The organism is Klebsiella sp. A-Nf5 (assembly GCF_002810545.1).
GTDB classification, from domain to species: Bacteria; Pseudomonadota; Gammaproteobacteria; order Enterobacterales; family Enterobacteriaceae; genus Klebsiella; species Klebsiella variicola.
This window is the reverse complement of record NZ_PIOG01000226.1, coordinates 1-16399: the sequence shown is the minus strand read 5'-3', so window position 1 is coordinate 16399 and position 16399 is coordinate 1. Positions and strand designations below refer to the sequence as shown.

The window sequence follows — 16399 nt, the reverse complement described above, 5'->3', positions numbered from 1 at the left end:
AGAGCCGGGCCAGGATAAGCGCCGCTGTCGGGTCAGAAGCGTAAAATTATGGCTCGCGGCGATCGGCCAGGTCCGGCAGCGGCTGCGCATCGTCGTTTGTGGAAACCTGCGGCGGCGACTTGCGCTTCCACTTCAGCTCGCTCACCAGCACCCCTGCGAGGATCAAGACGCAGCCGAGCAGGGCCAGCAGCGGCAGACGCTCACCGGCCAGCCGGCCAAAAATACCGGCCCATACCGGTTCACCAGTATAGATAAGGGTGGCCCGCGTCGGCGAGACGCTGCGCTGCGCCCAGTTCATGGTCACCTGAATGATCGCGCTGAAAATCCCCAGCCCCAGCGCGACGCCGAGCAGGGCCGGCGTCAACGGCGGAACCGCCTCACCCGCCGGCTTCATGGCGGCGAAAGCCACCAGCGACGCGGTCGCCAGCTGCACGACCGTCACCCGGCGGACATCGACTTTCCCGGCCCAGGCGCTGATAAGGATAATCTCCGCGGCGATCGCCAGCGCGCTCGCCAGAGTAATCATCTCCCCCACGCCAAGCGCCAGCAGATTATTTTCCGGCCCGGCCAGCAGGATCAAACCGATAAAGGCCAGCACAATTCCCACGCAGGACATCACCCCCGGCATACGGCCCAGGCACAGCCACTGCAACAGCGGCACCAGCGGCACATACATCGCCGTGATGAAGGCAGACTTACTGCTGGAGATCGACTGCAGTCCCCAGGTCTGCAGGCCATACCCCAGCGCAATCGCCACGCCAATCGCCACCCCCGCTTTCACCTCCAGCCACGTCAGACCGCGCAGGGTGCGCAGCGAGAGCAGGCCCACCGCCAGCGCGGCAGTCGCGAAACGCAGACCGACAAAAAACAGCGGCCCGCTGAGGCTTACCGCATACTGCACGGCAAGGAACGTCCCTCCCCAGAACATGGTGATCATGATAAGGAGCGCTTCCTGGCGGGTAATGGAGAATTTTAACGAAGACATAAGACAGCCATGACGATTAACGGGCGACCAGTGTGCAATCCGCCCGGCGGGAGCGCAACCACCGACAGATAAAAAAACCGCCGGCAGATGCCGGCGGCGAGGGCGATGCGGTTGGGTGGGGGAGATTAACACCGCATCAAAGAGAACAGTGCGAGTCGCGCGTTAACTGTCACGACTACCATGACTGTTTTTACCCCCTTTTTTGCCAGCCTCTGAGGCGCGCTGAGGGTCATTTTTAAAATTCCCCCCGCTATGCTGGCCACCTTTACGTCCTGCTTCTGATGCTCTTTCACGGTCTTCAGCAAAGTTGCCAGAACCGCCACGATGGTTTGCCATTACTGACCTCCATTAGGTTAGACATCATAGTGCATTACGCGGGAGCGGCGATGCCGCTGTCTTACCGCGTATCTATAAGGTTAGTGAATGACAGCTGCTGACGGCGACAAATGAAATATCCAGAAACAAACCCGGGCGAAAAAAGTCCCCTCGCGGCGTGAACGGGCCCTAACCGACTCTGCTGGCGGAGAAAAAATAGTCGGCAAAAATGTATCCTGATGCTACACCCTTGCCGCACCGGCCAAAATGGCAGGCGCAACGCCCCCTCTTCTCTCCTGTTCAGGCCGCGCTGTGCAAGGAAAAGTAAATAACGCTTTGTCATTTTGTTATAAATCAAATAAATGCCCGTTGGATTTGCACTCTCCGGCGGAGGCTTTATCTTTAAAGGTAACCAGTCATTTGGCTGGCTTATAACGCAACCGAGGAGTGATGGAAATGGCTAAAATTCTGGTGCTTTATTATTCCATGTATGGACACATTGAAACCATGGCTCACGCCGTCGCCGATGGGGCGAACCGGGTGGATGGCGTTGAGGTGGTTGTGAAGCGCGTGCCGGAAACCATGCAGGCTGAAGCATTTGCCAAAGCAGGCGGGAAAACTCAAAACGCGCCCGTCGCCACGCCGCAGGAGCTGGCAGAGTATGACGCCATCATCTTTGGTACCCCAACTCGTTTCGGCAACATGTCCGGTCAGATGCGCACCTTCCTCGATCAAACCGGCGGCCTGTGGGCGTCCGGCGCCCTGTATGGCAAAATCGCCAGCGTATTCAGCTCAACCGGCACCGGCGGCGGCCAGGAGCAAACGATCACCTCGACCTGGACGACGCTGGCCCACCACGGCATGATCATCGTCCCGATCGGCTATGGCGCCCAGGAGCTGTTTGATATCTCCCAGGTCCGCGGCGGAACCCCTTATGGCGCGACCACCATCGCCGGCGGAGACGGTTCGCGTCAGCCGAGCGAGGAAGAGTTAGCCATCGCCCGCTATCAGGGCGAACATGTCGCTAAACTGGCCGTTAAAGTACACGGCTAATCTTCTGCAGGAGGAGCAACATGCCAACTCAAGAAGCAAAAGCACATCACGTCGGCGAATGGGCAAGTTTACGTAACACCTCGCCGGAGATCGCCGAGGCGATTTTTGAAGTCGCCCATTACGATGAAAAACGGGCGGAGCAAATCTGGGAGGAAGGCAGCGACGAAGTGCTGGCGCTGGCCTTTGCCAAAACCGATAAAGATGCGCTGTTCTGGGGTGAACAGACGATTGAGCGTAAAAACGTCTAGGACGTTTATTCCCGTCAGGGCTCACCCTAACCTGCTAAAAAACCCGGATTGCTCCGGGTTTTTTACATTACTTCGCCGCCTCGTTGATCACCTTTTTAAAGGTCTCCAGCGGGCAGAATCCCTGATCGTCAACCGGGCAGCCGTTAAGCGCCAGGGTGACCCGCTGCGGCGGGGCCTGCAGGGTTAACGCGTCGGCGTTACGCAGCTGTTCAGTACTTTGATAGACATACTCAATCTTCATCAAATCGCGATTGCCGGCGCTGTCATGCCAGCGCTGAAACAGCAGTTTGCCGCCAATGGGCGTGCGCTCGTACTGGCCAGGTAGTTGATAAGGCTTAAAGTCCAGGGCCGTCAGCAGCGAGGCGATATTCGAGTCGTGCCCCACCAGCAGCGTGACTTTCGCCTTGCTGGCCTCCTCGCCCACCAGCGCGTTATCGATATATTTAACCAGTGGTTTGGCGACGTTTTGCGCCACTGCCGTCGAGGTAAACAGACTATCCTGGTAGCCGTTTTTCAGCTTCGACAGCACCTGCCATTGCTTATCGCTGGTGATTTCCCCCCACGCCACCTGGTCTTTCGGGAAACCTTCATAGTATTGCAGGGTGAAGGCGTCCACCAGCGAGTTGCCCACCTTCAGCGGGCCGGAAACCCCCGGCTCCTGCTGATAACCGGCGCTAAAGGTATCCTTACCCTCGCTCAGCGAGCAAACCTGCTTCTCTTTGCAGGAGGGCGAGTTGCGGTAATCGATCATCGTCTCCAGCAGCTTATAGCTCTCGGTCAGTTGCATCCCCTGACGCTCTTTTTCCATCGCCTGCAGCGCTTTCTCGCGAAACGCGGGGGAGTCGTCGGTAATAACCGGGTTGAAGGTCGGGTCCATAGTGCCCATCTGCGGCTGATGGTGCACCGTGATACCGCAGCCCGGGAACGCGCCGGTGATAAAGAACTGCGCGGTGGCGACGGTGCGCTGCAGGCTGTTGGCATAGGCGTAAACCGCGTTTTCCGGCGGGCACTCACCGCTGGTCACCAGCTTCTGCTGCGCCAGCCATTCGCGCATATAGTGGCCCATATACACCTCCAGCACGCCGCCTTTGGTGGTCAGCTGACCGCCCGGCACATCCCACTGCGGCCAGGCTTTCGCTGTCGACTGCTCCAGCACGCTGCCGTTATTGGCCAGCGGCGCACGCAGATTGTGACGGCTCATGATCAGCACCTGTTGCAGCTGATACCCCTCCGGGGCGGCCGTGTCCTGCGCCTGAGCGCCAGCGGATAACATCACCGCGCCGGCGACGGCGGCGGCAAGTAGACGTTTTCTCATCCCTTCATCCTTAGTCATTTATTATCATCGCGTTAATTGTGACGGATTGATGACATTTTTCCTGGTAATCGCTCGCAAACTTAGACCGTAGTCGAAAATTTCCCCTGCCGGGCAAAGAGTTTTATAATGAAACAATTAACCTGGAGGCCTTCGTGAAACGTACCCGTCTGGAAAACAGCTGTTGCCCTATCGCCCGTTCCCTCGATGTAATCGGTGACTGGTGGTCGCTGCTGATCGTCCGTGATGCCCTGCGCGGGGTGCGCCGGTTTAGCGAATTCCAGAAAAACCTCGGTATTGCCAAAAACATGCTCGCCGGGCGGCTGAAAATGCTGGTGGATGAAGGCATCCTGCGCCTGCAGCCGGCCTCCGACGGCAGCGCCTGGCAGGAGTATGTCCTGACCGACAAGGGCCGTGCCCTGCAAACGGTGCTGGTCGCCCTCTCCCAGTGGGCAGACGACTATCTTTTTGACCCGAACGAACCGGCGACCCGGCTCATTGACCGCCAGCAGCGTCAGCCCCTGCGTAAACTGGTGCTGCAGGCGGCCGATGGCCGTGAGCTGTCCCCAGCGGATATCACCATCGCCCTCCCGCTGAACGACTAATCGCTCCCTGCGGCAGGCAGAAATAAAAAAAGCCTGGCAAAATAGTTGCATTATTAAACCAGATATCTCATGCTGAATTTGGTTTAATAATGCAACCTTTTACGAGGCAATTCTCATGACCCAGTCATCGCACACTGCTTTTATCACTGGCGCGTCCTCAGGTATCGGCGCGATCTATGCCGAACGACTCGCCGCCCGCGGCTACAACCTGATCCTCGCCGCCCGTCGTGAAGACCGGCTGCTGGCGCTCGCCGACCAGCTGCAGGCACGCTACGCCATCCAGGCCAGCATCCTCAAAGCCGATCTTAGCGAAGAGCACGGGATTGCCGCCATAGAGCAGCGTCTGCAGCAGGATCCCGCCATCGACCTGTTCATTAACAACGCCGGCACCGCGAAAATGGCGGGTTTTCTCGCCAGTACGCCGCGCGAGCACCAGGCGATTCATACGCTCAACACCACGGCGCTGCTGCGCCTGAGCTATGCCGCGCTGGCCGCTTTCACCCCACGACGCCGGGGAACGCTCATTAATATTGCCTCCATCCTCGCGCTACATACGCTGCCGGGCAGCGCGGTCTACAGCGCCAGTAAAGCCTGGGTGTTGAGCTTCACCCGCGGTCTGCAGGATGAGTTTGCCGACAGCGGCGTGCGTATTCAGGCGGTATTGCCGGCGGCGACCGCCACCGATCTCTGGCCGACCTCCGGCGTGGCGCTGGACGCCCTGCCCACCGGCACAGTGATGACCACAGAAGATCTGGTGGACGCCGCCCTCAGGGGGCTGGAGATGGGGGAACAGGTCACCTTACCGCCGGTTCATGACCTGGGACTGTGGGAGGCTTTCGAGCAGACCAGACTGGCGCTGTTTACCAGCGCGCGAACCGGGCAACCGGCGCCGCGGTATCGCTAACCCCCTTGCGGCGGGCGTTACTCCGGTAGCGGAACCGCCGTCAGGGTACAAATGGCCTCGTGCTCGCCGCCGCGGCGATCGGTAATCACCACCTTATCGCCCGCTTTTTTACCTTCACATGGCTTGAGGATCTGCTCCACGATCCGTTCGCGGCTCGCCTGAGGTTCACTTTCAGCCTGGCTGGCGAAGGCAGACAGCGCCAGCACCACACCCAGCAGGCTGAGGGTTTTCTTATACATGACTTACTCTCAGATCATTCTTATTCGCGGTCAGCGTAACCTGCTGTAGACCGCACTTCTGTAAAATCACTTAACGGAGTGTTACGCCATTTCAGATGAAACCCTGGCTGTCACATTCCTGCGGGAAATATTTTATCACAACCCCATCGCCGAAGATTCCCGGTATGAGGCGTCATCTTTCAGACATATCCCGATGTTATCTTCAAACAGAGCCCTGTATCTTTTTCCCTTTCTAAACAGAATATTAGGTTGGTCTATGTCGGGTCTTATTCTCTTTATCGTCGCGGTGGCGCTGCTGGGCGTCGCCATTTACAGCCTGGTGTCGTACCTCAAAGAGCGGCGCGCCAGTCAGTTACCTGTCCATAAAAAGAAGAAATAACACCTTCCGTTCCCCGCCGTTTTCTGCTGATTTCTTTACCATCCTGTACTGTCCCTTACCGAACCAAAAACGAAGGCAGGCCAGTGGGCCTGCCTTCGTTCAACAGCAGCATCAAACGTTTATGATTCCCAGGCCTGCTCCGCTTTGGTGGCATCGAACTGCGGCGGGGGTTTACGGAAACGCCGGGTCAGATAAGTCAGGTACAGCAGGCCAAGCGCCGCCCACACCAGACCAAGCGTTAGCGAGGTGGCCTCGAGGTTGATCCACAGCACGCCCACGGTCAACGCCCCGACCATTGGCAGCAGCAGATAGTGCAGACGATCCTTCCAGGTTTTGTTATACCCCTTGCGCCGCCAGAAGTGGTTGAACACCGACAGGTTAACGAAGGTAAACGCCACCAGTGCGCCGAAGTTGATCAACGCCGTGGCGGTCACCAGGTCGAAGAACAGCGCCGACAACGCAACGATGCCCACCATAATCACGTTCAGCGCCGGGGTACGCCATTTCGGATGCACATAGCCAAAAATACGCTCCGGGAAGACGTTGTCGCGGCCCATCACGTAAAGCAGACGGGAGACGCTGGCATGCGACGCCAGGCCCGACGCCAGGGTGTTAACAAAGGTCGTGCACAGGAAAATCGACTGGAATAACTTGCCGCCCACATACAGCGCAATCTCCGGCAGCGCGGCATCAGGGTCTTTAAAGCGATGAATATCCGGGAAGAACAGCTGCATAAAGAACGACGCGGCGATAAAGATAATGCCGCCATACATTGCGGTGAGAAAAATCGCCTTCGGGATCACCCGCGCGGCATCAGGGGTCTCTTCCGACAGCGTGGTCACCGCATCGAAGCCGAGAAACGAGAAGCAGACAATGGTCGCGCCGGTAATAATCGGGATCAGATGGGCATTCTGGCTGATAAATGGCTGCAGCGACCAGACGGTACCCACCCCCTCGCCTTTGTGCAGCCCCTGCACCACCAGAATGACAAATACCACCATGATCGAGATCTGCACCAACACGAACAAGGTATTGAAGTTAGCCACCAGGTTAACGCTTTTCAGGTTCGCGGCGGTGAGGATGGCAACAAAGGTCACCACCCACACCCACGGCGGTACTTCCGGGAACAGCGCCGAGAGATAGATCTTCGCCAGCAGGACGTTGATCATGGGCAGGAACAGATAATCCAGCAGCGACGACCAGCCAACCATAAAGCCGACGTGCGGACTGATGGATTTTTGCGCGTAGGTGTAAGCGGAGCCAGCTTCCGGAAACTGGCGCACCAGTTTGCCGTAGCTGATAGCGGTAAACAGCACGCCCGCCAGCGCCAGCAAATAAGACGCCGGTACGTGGCCATTGCTGATGCCGGAGACAATGCCGAAGGTATCAAACACCGTCATCGGCGTGAGATAGGCCAGCCCCATCATCACCACTTGCCAGAGTTTGAGTGATTTCCGCAGACCAGGTCTGCCCGCCTGAGCGGCATCTTGCGCAGGAAGATTAATAGCCATCGCTCATTCCCCCTTTGCTGATAACAGTCTGCGGGTACAACGTCCGCGTGACAAACCTGCTTAGCAAAGGGGTAAGGCGTAAATAAAAGGGTAAGACGGACCGGTGAGCGGTAGCTGGTTGGCATCCAATGCGGCCAGAGCGGCCTCCCTCTCCCTGCGGATATTTGAACATCTGCATCATCTCATTTCCTCGTCACACACTGTGTCGTTAACTGAAGCCCCGTTGCCGCCTGCGCTCCTTAACGCGACATCCGGGAAATGGCTGGGCTCCCAGCAAAAAGGACGACCAGGCTCCGCTCAGGCCGTATGATGCTACTGATTACCAAACTCATGGGCCCCTCGCGGGGCGACCATCAGGCGTTTTTCAACATCCACTCAATTTCGGTTTCTGTGATAAGACGCTCAAACTGCAGTAATTCATCATGCTTACAGGCATGAAAAACGTGGCAGAAACGCTCACCGAGGCGCTCGCGCAGATGATCGTTCTGCATAAACTCCCACAGCGCATCGCTCTGGCGGATCGGGAACGGCAGGCCCTCTTGTTCCAGACCGTTACCTTCCACCTCTTCCTGCAAAGGCAGCTGGGGGTTATCCAGCCCGTGCAGAATGCCGGCAAAAATCGCCGCCATCACCAGATATGGGTTGGCGTCCGCCCCCGCCACGCGATACTCGACGCGGTGGTTCTGCCGCTCGCCGCACGGAATACGCAAGGCCACGGTACGGTTGTTATGCCCCCACGAAGCCTGCGTCGGGACGTACATCCCCGGCTGAAAGCGGCGATACGAGTTCACGTTCGGCGCCAGCAGCGCCATCGAGGCCGGCATCAGATCGATCATCCCGGCCAGCGCGCGTTTGAGCAGCGCGGAGTCTTCCCCGTCGCCGTCCACCAGCACGTTTTCCCCTTTATTGTTCAGCATGCTGATGTGGATGTGCATCCCGCTGCCCGCATGCTCTTCATAAGGCTTCGCCATAAAAGTGGCGTGCATCTTATGCTTCTCCGCCATTAAACGCACGAGACGTTTTAACGCCAGCGCATCATCGCAGGCATCCAGCACGTTATCGGTATGGTGAAGGTTGATTTCAAACTGGCCCGGCGAGGCTTCCGCCACCGCGCCGTCGGCGGGGATAAGCTGCAGTTTGGCCAGCTCGTCGATGTCATAAAGCACGTCGGCAAAGTGGTTAAGGTTATCGACGGAGTAGACCTGGCTTTGGGTGTTGCGATCGTCGGTGCCCGGCGCGCACGGCGGCTGGAGGTAGCCTTCGGCATCGCGTTTGCGGTCCAGTAAATAGAACTCCAGCTCTACCGCTACCACGGGGAACAGCCCGCGCTGGCGCAACTGCTGCCAGAGGCGGTTGAGTACGTTCCGCGGCTCAACGTCAAAGGGAGCGCCATCTTCATCAACCATGGTCAGCTGTACCTGGGCTATCGATTGTGGGTCAGCCGCCGAAGGCGTTAAGGTGCCAGGTACCGGGATGCAGCTACGATCCGGCTCGCCCATATCCTGACCCAGACCGGCCTCTTCCACCACATTGCCAAGAATATCCATCGCAAACACCGAGGCCGGGAAATAACAGCCTTTCTCCAGTTTACTCAGGCCGGCAACCGGGATCCGTTTGCCGCGGAAGCAGCCGTTCAGGTCGGTGAGGAGGACATCGACATACTGGGTATCGGGGTAGGTTTCGAGGTAGCGCTTCACTTCTTTCGCGAATGCGCTGACCCGTCTCTCTTCCGTATGCTGAACAAAATTCTCAACTTCTACGATATTGGTTTCCATGATTCACCGCCGTTGGTTGGGTTTCGGTCCTGTGCTCAGACCGTTAAATATAATGTCCACCCCATCGACTTTGTATGCAAACAAATTGTTTGTCAAATGTTAAATTAAGTTTGCAAAGGGCTATTTCCACTGCTAGATTGAGAAAATATTGAACGATATGGCCGTTAAACCCGCTATAGCGGTCATAATTTAGTCCACTTTGTGAGGGCGATCATGGAAAATATAATGTACAAGCCAGTTATTGGCGTCGTGATGTGTAGAAACAGGCTTAAGGGTCACCAGACCCAGACTCTGCAAGAAAAGTACCTGAATGCCATTGTTAACGCCGGCGGACTGCCGATCGCCCTGCCGCATGCGCTGGCGGAGCCGGAGCTGCTGAACGCGTTAGTCGATAAACTGGACGGGATTTACCTGCCAGGCAGTCCCAGTAATGTGCAGCCGCACCTTTATGGTGAAAACGGCGATGAGCCTGACGCCGACCCCGGGCGTGATCTTCTGAGCATGGCGCTGATTAACGCCGCACTCGAAAGGCGCATCCCCATTTTCGCCATCTGTCGTGGACTGCAGGAACTGGTTGTCGCCACCGGCGGGACTCTGTATCGTCGTCTGTTCGAGCAGCCTGAGCTCCTTGAACATCGTGAAGATCCTGAACTGCCCGTCGAGCAGCAGTATGCGCCGTCCCATCAGGTTGAGGTTCAGGAAGGAGGATTGCTGTCGCAATTGATACCGGGCTGCAACACGTTTTGGGTAAACTCGCTACATGGGCAAGGGGCGAAAACTCTGAGTCCGCAGCTGCGCGTGGAGGCACGAGCGCCGGATGGACTGGTGGAGGCGGTCAGCGTGAACGATCATCCTTTCGCGTTGGGCGTACAGTGGCATCCTGAATGGAACAGTAGCGAATACGCCCTGTCGCGTATGTTGTTTGATGGTTTTATCACCGCCTGTCAGGGCCATCATGCTGAAAAGCGGCGGCGCTGACCACTACCGTTAAGGAAATGCAAATATGAGCGATGACGGACTGGCGCCAGGGAAACGTCTGTCAGAGATCCGCCAACAGCTGGGTCTCTCACAGCGTCGTGCCGCCGAACTGTCTGGGTTAACACATAGTGCCATCAGCACCATAGAGCAGGACAAAGTCAGTCCTGCCATCAGTACGCTGCAAAAGCTGCTGAAAGTCTATGGGCTGTCGCTCTCGGAATTCTTTTCTGAACCCGAAAAGCCGGACGAACCCCAGGTGGTCATTAATCAGGATGACCTGATTGAGATGGGGAGTCAGGGCGTTTCCATGAAACTGGTTCATAACGGAAATCCGAACCGTACGCTGGCGATGATTTTTGAAACTTACCAGCCTGGAACCACGACTGGGGAGAGAATTAAGCATCAGGGTGAGGAGATAGGCACCATACTGGAAGGTGAGATCGTGCTGACCATTAACGGTCAGTCGTACCACCTGGTGGCTGGACAGAGCTATGCCATTAATACCGGCATCCCGCACAGCTTCAGCAACACCTCGGCAGGCATCTGCCGCATCATCAGTGCCCACACCCCCACCACATTCTGATTATTTAGCCTGAACGAGGTTCAGGCTTTCTTCAGGCCTGTCGCGACGGAAAAGCTATTTTCGTCGCGGCGAAGAACTCGCAGTAATAACGCCTGTGCCGTACGGAATATTATTTCCTGTTGGCCCTGAAATAATTAACGCCAGTGAATGGCGGCTACCCCCTGAATAATTCGGGTTGCAAACAACCTGTCGAAATCCAGGGAAATAAACGGTATTCAACTCCGGGGATACACTATGCCCTGCGCCTGGCGCAGCGCCCCCGTGCAGCCTGAAAACGCCGAACTGATTAATTTGCCGATAATGTTTTTAAGGAGTCATGATGAATTTTCAGCACCTGGCTTACTGGCAGGAAAAAGCGAAAAACCTGGCCATTGAAACGCGCTTATTTATTAACGGCGAATATTGCGCCGCGGCCGATAATACCACCTTTGAGACCATTGACCCTGCCGCGCAGCAGACATTAGCGCAGGTCGCCCGCGGTAAAAAAGCCGACGTCGACCTGGCGGTGAAAGCCGCGCGTCAGGTTTTTGATAACGGCGACTGGTCGCAGGCCTCTCCGGCCTGGCGTAAAGCGGTTCTCACGAAATTTGCCGACCTGATGGAAGCCCATCGTGAAGAGCTGGCGCTGCTGGAAACGCTGGATACCGGCAAACCGATCCGCCACAGCCTGCGCGACGATATTCCCGGCGCCGCCCGCGCCATCCGCTGGTACGCCGAGGCGCTGGATAAAGTCTATGGCGAAGTCGCGCCCACCGGCAGCAATGAGCTGGCGATGATCGTCCGCGAACCGATTGGCGTGATTGCCGCGGTGGTGCCGTGGAACTTCCCGCTGCTGCTGGCCTGCTGGAAACTCGGCCCGGCGCTGGCGGCAGGCAACAGCGTGATCCTCAAACCCTCGGAAAAATCGCCGCTCACCGCCCTGCGTCTGGCCGGGCTGGCGAAAGAGGCCGGCCTGCCGGACGGCGTGTTGAACGTGGTTAGCGGTTTTGGCCACGAGGCCGGGCAGGCGCTGGCCCTTCATCCTGACGTTGAAGTCATCACCTTCACCGGATCCACCCGTACCGGCAAGCAGCTACTGAAAGACGCCGGCGACAGCAATATGAAGCGCGTATGGCTGGAAGCGGGCGGCAAGAGCGCCAACATCGTCTTCGCCGACTGCCCGGATCTGCAAAAAGCGGTCAACGCCACCGCCGGCGGCATCTTCTATAACCAGGGCCAGGTCTGTATCGCTGGCACCCGCCTGCTGCTGGAGGAGAGCATCGCCGACGAATTTCTGACATTGCTGAAAGCGCAGGCGCAACACTGGCAACCGGGTCACCCGCTCGATCCGGACACCACCATGGGCATGTTGATTGATAACGCCCATGCCGACAACGTGCACAGTTTTATCCGCGGCGGCGAAGCCAAAAGCACGCTGTTCCTCGACGGGCGGAAAAACCCGTGGCCTGCCGCCGTCGGCCCGACCATTTTCGTTGACGTCGACCCGGCATCGACCCTCAGCCGGGAAGAAATCTTCGGCCCGGTACTGGTGGTCACGCGCTTCAAAAGCGAAGAAGAGGCGCTGCAGCTTGCCAACGACAGCGACTACGGTCTCGGCGCCGCGGTGTGGACCCGCGATCTGTCGCGCGCCCACCGCATGAGCCGTCGCCTGAAGGCTGGCTCGGTCTTCGTCAACAACTATAACGATGGTGATATGACCGTTCCGTTCGGCGGCTACAAGCAGAGCGGCAACGGGCGCGATAAATCGCTACACGCGCTGGAAAAATTCACCGAACTGAAAACCATCTGGATTGCCCTGGAGTCTTGATCATGACTGAACATACCACTAGCTACTACGCCGCCAGCGCCAACAAGTATGAACCGTTCCCAACGCTGGACGAATCGATAAGCTGCGACGTCTGCGTCGTCGGCGGCGGCTACACCGGCCTCTCCTCGGCCCTGCATCTGGCCGAAATGGGCTACGACGTGGTGATGCTGGAAGGCGCGCGCATCGGCTTCGGCGCCAGCGGCCGCAACGGCGGTCAGTTGGTCAACTCCTATAGCCGCGATATCGACGTCATTGAGAAGAACTACGGCCCGGATGCGGCCAAAATGCTCGGCAGCATGATGTTCGAAGGCGGCGATATTATTCGCGAGCGCATCCAGCGCTACCAGATCCAGTGTGATTACCGCCCGGGCGGCCTGTTTGTGGCGATGAACCATAAACAGCTGGAAACCCTGGAAGAGCAGAAAGCCAACTGGGAGCGCTACGGCAACACCCAGCTGGAACTGCTGGACAGCCACGCAATCCGTCGCGAAGTGGATAGCGACCGCTACGTCGGCGCCCTGCTCGACCACAGCGGCGGCCATATTCACCCGCTGAACCTCGCCATCGGCGAAGCGGACGCCATTCGCCTGAACGGCGGCCGGGTGTATGAGCAGTCGCCGGTCACCCGCATCCAGCACACCAGCCCGGCGGTGGTCAGTACCGCGCGCGGCCAGGTGACCGCACGCTACGTCATCGTCGCCGGCAATGCTTATCTCGGTGACAAGCTGGAGCCGGAGCTGGCGAAACGCAGCATGCCGTGCGGCACCCAGGTGGTGACGACCGCCCCGCTGTCGGAAGAGGTCGCCCGCTCGCTGATCCCGAAAAACTACTGTGTGGAAGATTGTAACTACCTGCTGGACTACTACCGTCTGACCGGCGACAACCGCCTGCTGTACGGCGGCGGCGTGGTCTACGGCGCGCGCGATCCGGACGACGTTGAGCGCCTGATTATGCCCAAGCTGCTGAAAACCTTCCCGCAGTTGCAGGGGGTGAAAATTGACTACCGCTGGACCGGCAACTTCCTGCTGACCCTGTCGCGGATGCCGCAGTTCGGGCGTCTCGATAACAATATTTACTACATGCAGGGCTACAGCGGCCATGGCGTGACCTGTACCCACCTCGCCGGACGCTTGATTTCAGAGCTGCTGCGCGGCGACGCCGAGCGTTTCGACGCCTTCGCCAAGCTGCCGCACTACCCGTTCCCGGGCGGCCGCAGCCTGCGCATTCCCTTTACCGCCATGGGCGCCGCCTACTACAGTCTGCGCGACCGCCTTGGGGTTTAATCGCCTCCGCCGACGGCCCTGGCCGTCGGCTCATGCTGCGGATAGTGCAGTCGAAAGTAGTGGCGCAGAAACTCCACGGTGGTGCGAATTTTGGCGGACGTCGCCAGCCGGGAGACGTAGACCGCCCAGACATTGGCAGGCTGAAAGAATTCCGGCAGCACATGCACCAGATGGCCGCTGGCGATATTCTCCCTGACGTCCCACCATGAACGTAACGCAATTCCCTGCCCGTCCAGACACCACTGGTGCACAATTTCACCATGGTTGGACGACAGCGGCCCGGTCACCTTGATCGCGTGCTGCCCCTCTTTGCTGTGCAACTGCCAGACGCCAAACGGATGATCGCGCTCTTTAATCACCAGGCAGGGTAAAGCGGCCAGATCGCTCAGCTGCTTCAGTGGTGGATGGCGGTCAAGGAACTGCGGCGAGGCGCAGAGCACGCGGTGGTTGGACGCCAGCTGGCGGGCAATCAGATTCGGCGCGATATCGTCGCCGACGCGAATATCGAGATCCACCCCTTCATTGACTAAATCCACCAGCCGGTCCTGGACATCGAAACGCAGTTCCAGCTGCGGGTACTGAAGGGCCAGCGCCGACAGCGCCGGGGCCACCACCCGGCGGCCAAAGCCGAAGCTGCTGATAATACGCAGCGTTCCCTGCGGCACCTGACGCACGTCGGAAAGCTCGTCCATCATCTCATCGACATCCTGCAAAATGCGCTGCGCCCACTCGTAGATCCGCTCCCCCTCCTCGGTAATGGTGACCCGGCGGGTAGTACGGTGCAGCAACACCACATTCAGGGTGTGTTCCAGCAGCGAAACCCGCTTGCTGACGAACGCCGGTGATACGCCAAGCTCCTCGGCGGCGGCGGCAAACCCGGCCCGGCGAGCGACCAGCATAAAGACGCGTAAATCATTTAGCAGCGGCAGATTATTCATGATCTGTGTTTTATGTTTCACCAGTTAGCGTGATTAATTATGAACCAGTCAATTATAGGATAGGCAGGTGGTCAAACATCATCGCTAAAAAGTGAGAACCGGAATGAAAAAAACCTGTCGTATTGCCGCCATCCCGGGTGACGGAATTGGCAAAGAAGTTCTGCCTGAAGGGATTCGCGTGCTGCAAGCCGCCGCACAGCGTTGGGATCTGTCGTTGAGCTTCGAGCAGATGGAGTGGGCAAGCTGCGAATATTATGCTCATCACGGCAAGATGATGCCGGGCGACTGGCGCGAGCAGCTGCAGGGCTTCGATGCTATCTACTTTGGCGCCGTCGGCTGGCCGGATACCGTTCCCGACCACATTTCTCTGTGGGGGTCGCTGCTGAAGTTCCGCCGCGAGTTCGACCAGTATGTCAACCTGCGTCCGGTGCGCCTGTTCCCCGGCGTCCCCTGCCCGCTGGCGGGTAAAAAGGCCGGTGATATTGATTTTTATGTGGTGCGCGAAAATACCGAAGGCGAATATTCCGCCCTTGGCGGGCGCGCCAATGAAGGCACTGAGCATGAAGTGGTGATTCAGGAGTCGGTCTTTACCCGCCGTGGCGTGGACCGGATCCTGCGCTACGCCTTCGAACTGGCGCAAAGCCGCCCGCGTAAAACGCTGACCTCCGCCACCAAATCCAACGGTCTGGCGATCAGCATGCCCTACTGGGATGAGCGAGTGGAAGAGATGGCCAAAAACTATCCGGATATTCGCTGGGACAAGCAGCATATCGATATCCTGTGCGCCCGCTTCGTGCTGCAGCCGGAGCGTTTCGACGTGGTGGTCGGTTCCAATCTGTTCGGCGATATTCTCTCCGATCTTGGCCCGGCCTGTACCGGCACTATCGGTATTGCGCCATCGGCCAATCTCAACCCGGAGCGTACCTTCCCATCGCTGTTCGAGCCGGTTCACGGCTCCGCGCCGGATATCTACGGTAAAAATATCGCCAACCCGATCGCCACCGTGTGGGCCGGGGCGATGATGCTCGATTTCCTCGGTAACGGCGACGAGCGTTATCACGCCGCCCACAACGGGATCCTGGCGGCGATTGAGCAGGTGATTGCCAGCGGGCCGAAAACCCCGGATATGAAAGGCAGCGCGTCAACGCAACAGGTCAGCGACGCTATCTGCAAAGCCATTTTGGCGTAATTACCCCGCCCGCTCCCCGGTCGCGCTACGCTTACCGGGGCTACAAAAGGCACGATAATGTAGAAACTGTTATCGGTTTGCAACGGTTTCGCCCCGGGAAAAACGTTTGTTCTGTGTTATTTCCGGGCACATTGCGCTCCCGATATGTCTTCTGCGTTATGTCTCTTCTGGCGCAGGGAGCGCACAGGGGGCGGCCAGTCGCCGCCGCCCCCTGTACCCCCGGGCTCCGGCCAGCAACATCGCCACTGCGTGGTGCCTTCGACTTATCCCTGCAGGCTTCGGGTCGGGCCGAGGC

General features: G+C 58.2%; 18 protein-coding genes. 11 read left to right on the top strand and 7 right to left on the bottom strand.

Annotated features, from left to right (window positions below):
• Positions 1-46: 46 nt before the first annotated feature.
• Positions 47-985: a DMT family transporter gene (locus CWM53_RS22335; RefSeq protein WP_100729742.1), complete on the bottom strand. Its 939-nt coding sequence runs from the start codon at positions 983-985 to the stop codon at positions 47-49.
• Positions 986-1147: 162 nt separating this feature from the next.
• Positions 1148-1321, bottom strand: coding sequence for a general stress protein (locus CWM53_RS22330; RefSeq protein WP_065801247.1), 174 nt, complete (start codon positions 1319-1321; stop codon positions 1148-1150).
• Between the two features lie 117 nt (positions 1322-1438).
• Here CWM53_RS22330 and CWM53_RS32425 point away from each other — a divergent pair, with 117 nt between their 5' ends.
• The 3 genes from CWM53_RS32425 (at position 1439) to CWM53_RS22320 (ending at position 2601) form a co-directional block, all read left to right on the top strand.
• On the top strand, positions 1439-1540 hold the full coding sequence (locus CWM53_RS32425) for a hypothetical protein (protein WP_407028637.1): 102 nt from the start codon (positions 1439-1441) through the stop codon (positions 1538-1540).
• 216 nt (positions 1541-1756) lie between these two features.
• Positions 1757-2353, top strand: coding sequence for an NAD(P)H:quinone oxidoreductase (wrbA, locus tag CWM53_RS22325; RefSeq protein WP_008805935.1), 597 nt, complete (start codon positions 1757-1759; stop codon positions 2351-2353).
• 20 nt (positions 2354-2373) lie between these two features.
• Positions 2374-2601: a YccJ family protein gene (locus CWM53_RS22320; RefSeq protein ID WP_061155116.1), complete on the top strand. Its 228-nt coding sequence runs from the start codon at positions 2374-2376 to the stop codon at positions 2599-2601.
• Positions 2602-2668: 67 nt separating this feature from the next.
• Here the strand turns inward: CWM53_RS22320 and agp are convergent, their stop codons facing one another.
• The gene (gene agp, locus CWM53_RS22315) at positions 2669-3916 is read right to left on the bottom strand and encodes a bifunctional glucose-1-phosphatase/inositol phosphatase (RefSeq protein ID WP_100729743.1); all 1248 of its coding nucleotides are present in this window, start codon (positions 3914-3916) and stop codon (positions 2669-2671) included.
• A gap of 152 nt (positions 3917-4068) precedes the next feature.
• Here agp and CWM53_RS22310 point away from each other — a divergent pair, with 152 nt between their 5' ends.
• On the top strand, positions 4069-4518 hold the full coding sequence (locus CWM53_RS22310) for a winged helix-turn-helix transcriptional regulator (protein WP_061155118.1): 450 nt from the start codon (positions 4069-4071) through the stop codon (positions 4516-4518).
• A 115-nt stretch (positions 4519-4633) separates the two neighbouring features.
• The gene (locus tag CWM53_RS22305) at positions 4634-5422 is read left to right on the top strand and encodes an SDR family NAD(P)-dependent oxidoreductase (protein ID WP_100729744.1); all 789 of its coding nucleotides are present in this window, start codon (positions 4634-4636) and stop codon (positions 5420-5422) included.
• Between the two features lie 17 nt (positions 5423-5439).
• Here CWM53_RS22305 and CWM53_RS22300 read toward each other — a convergent pair whose 3' ends face one another.
• Complete coding sequence (locus CWM53_RS22300) at positions 5440-5661, bottom strand: hypothetical protein (RefSeq protein ID WP_074386365.1); 222 nt, start codon at positions 5659-5661, stop codon at positions 5440-5442.
• Between the two features lie 256 nt (positions 5662-5917).
• Between CWM53_RS22300 and CWM53_RS22295 the strand changes: the two genes are divergently transcribed.
• A complete protein-coding gene (locus tag CWM53_RS22295; RefSeq protein ID WP_002898600.1) occupies positions 5918-6040 on the top strand; it encodes a small membrane protein in 123 nt (40 codons plus the stop codon).
• 119 nt (positions 6041-6159) lie between these two features.
• Here CWM53_RS22295 and CWM53_RS22290 read toward each other — a convergent pair whose 3' ends face one another.
• Complete coding sequence (locus CWM53_RS22290; RefSeq protein WP_061155121.1) at positions 6160-7551, bottom strand: APC family permease; 1392 nt, start codon at positions 7549-7551, stop codon at positions 6160-6162.
• 353 nt (positions 7552-7904) lie between these two features.
• Entirely contained in the window at positions 7905-9326 is a 1422-nt protein-coding gene (locus tag CWM53_RS22275) for a glutamine synthetase family protein (RefSeq protein ID WP_074386366.1), read from the bottom strand.
• Between the two features lie 225 nt (positions 9327-9551).
• Here CWM53_RS22275 and puuD point away from each other — a divergent pair, with 225 nt between their 5' ends.
• From puuD to CWM53_RS22255, 4 genes are all read left to right on the top strand, one after another.
• Positions 9552-10304, top strand: coding sequence for a gamma-glutamyl-gamma-aminobutyrate hydrolase (puuD, locus tag CWM53_RS22270; RefSeq protein ID WP_072199196.1), 753 nt, complete (start codon positions 9552-9554; stop codon positions 10302-10304).
• 25 nt (positions 10305-10329) lie between these two features.
• Positions 10330-10887, top strand: coding sequence for an HTH-type transcriptional regulator PuuR (puuR, locus tag CWM53_RS22265; protein WP_002898590.1), 558 nt, complete (start codon positions 10330-10332; stop codon positions 10885-10887).
• A 319-nt stretch (positions 10888-11206) separates the two neighbouring features.
• Entirely contained in the window at positions 11207-12694 is a 1488-nt protein-coding gene (puuC, locus tag CWM53_RS22260) for an aldehyde dehydrogenase PuuC (RefSeq protein ID WP_074386367.1), read from the top strand.
• Between the two features lie 2 nt (positions 12695-12696).
• Positions 12697-13977 (top strand): NAD(P)/FAD-dependent oxidoreductase, encoded by a 1281-nt coding sequence (locus CWM53_RS22255; protein ID WP_100729745.1) that lies wholly within the window; start codon positions 12697-12699, stop codon positions 13975-13977.
• Here CWM53_RS22255 and CWM53_RS22250 read toward each other — a convergent pair.
• Entirely contained in the window at positions 13974-14936 is a 963-nt protein-coding gene (locus tag CWM53_RS22250; protein ID WP_165784195.1) for a LysR substrate-binding domain-containing protein, read from the bottom strand. The genes CWM53_RS22255 and CWM53_RS22250 overlap by 4 nt on opposite strands.
• A gap of 82 nt (positions 14937-15018) precedes the next feature.
• On the opposite strand from CWM53_RS22250, the gene CWM53_RS22245 reads away from it, so the two are divergent.
• Complete coding sequence (locus CWM53_RS22245; RefSeq protein WP_074386370.1) at positions 15019-16104, top strand: tartrate dehydrogenase; 1086 nt, start codon at positions 15019-15021, stop codon at positions 16102-16104.
• Positions 16105-16399: the final 295 nt, after the last annotated feature.

Bases quoted from the DNA above. Each gene is read 5' to 3' on its own strand.
- CWM53_RS22320 (WP_061155116.1), top strand. From the start codon at position 2,374: ATGCCAACTCAAGAAGCAAAAGCACATCACGTCGGCGAATGGGCAAGT.
- CWM53_RS22255 (WP_100729745.1), top strand. From the start codon at position 12,697: ATGACTGAACATACCACTAGCTACTACGCCGCCAGCGCCAACAAGTAT.
- wrbA (WP_008805935.1), top strand. From the start codon at position 1,757: ATGGCTAAAATTCTGGTGCTTTATTATTCCATGTATGGACACATTGAA.
- CWM53_RS22290 (WP_061155121.1), bottom strand. From the start codon at position 7,551: ATGGCTATTAATCTTCCTGCGCAAGATGCCGCTCAGGCGGGCAGACCT.
- CWM53_RS22275 (WP_074386366.1), bottom strand. From the start codon at position 9,326: ATGGAAACCAATATCGTAGAAGTTGAGAATTTTGTTCAGCATACGGAA.
- puuR (WP_002898590.1), top strand. From the start codon at position 10,330: ATGAGCGATGACGGACTGGCGCCAGGGAAACGTCTGTCAGAGATCCGC.
- agp (WP_100729743.1), bottom strand. From the start codon at position 3,916: ATGAGAAAACGTCTACTTGCCGCCGCCGTCGCCGGCGCGGTGATGTTA.
- puuD (WP_072199196.1), top strand. From the start codon at position 9,552: ATGTACAAGCCAGTTATTGGCGTCGTGATGTGTAGAAACAGGCTTAAG.
- CWM53_RS22305 (WP_100729744.1), top strand. From the start codon at position 4,634: ATGACCCAGTCATCGCACACTGCTTTTATCACTGGCGCGTCCTCAGGT.
- CWM53_RS22295 (WP_002898600.1), top strand. From the start codon at position 5,918: ATGTCGGGTCTTATTCTCTTTATCGTCGCGGTGGCGCTGCTGGGCGTC.
- CWM53_RS22300 (WP_074386365.1), bottom strand. From the start codon at position 5,661: ATGTATAAGAAAACCCTCAGCCTGCTGGGTGTGGTGCTGGCGCTGTCT.
- CWM53_RS22330 (WP_065801247.1), bottom strand. From the start codon at position 1,321: ATGGCAAACCATCGTGGCGGTTCTGGCAACTTTGCTGAAGACCGTGAA.
- CWM53_RS22245 (WP_074386370.1), top strand. From the start codon at position 15,019: ATGAAAAAAACCTGTCGTATTGCCGCCATCCCGGGTGACGGAATTGGC.
- puuC (WP_074386367.1), top strand. From the start codon at position 11,207: ATGAATTTTCAGCACCTGGCTTACTGGCAGGAAAAAGCGAAAAACCTG.
- CWM53_RS22335 (WP_100729742.1), bottom strand. From the start codon at position 985: ATGTCTTCGTTAAAATTCTCCATTACCCGCCAGGAAGCGCTCCTTATC.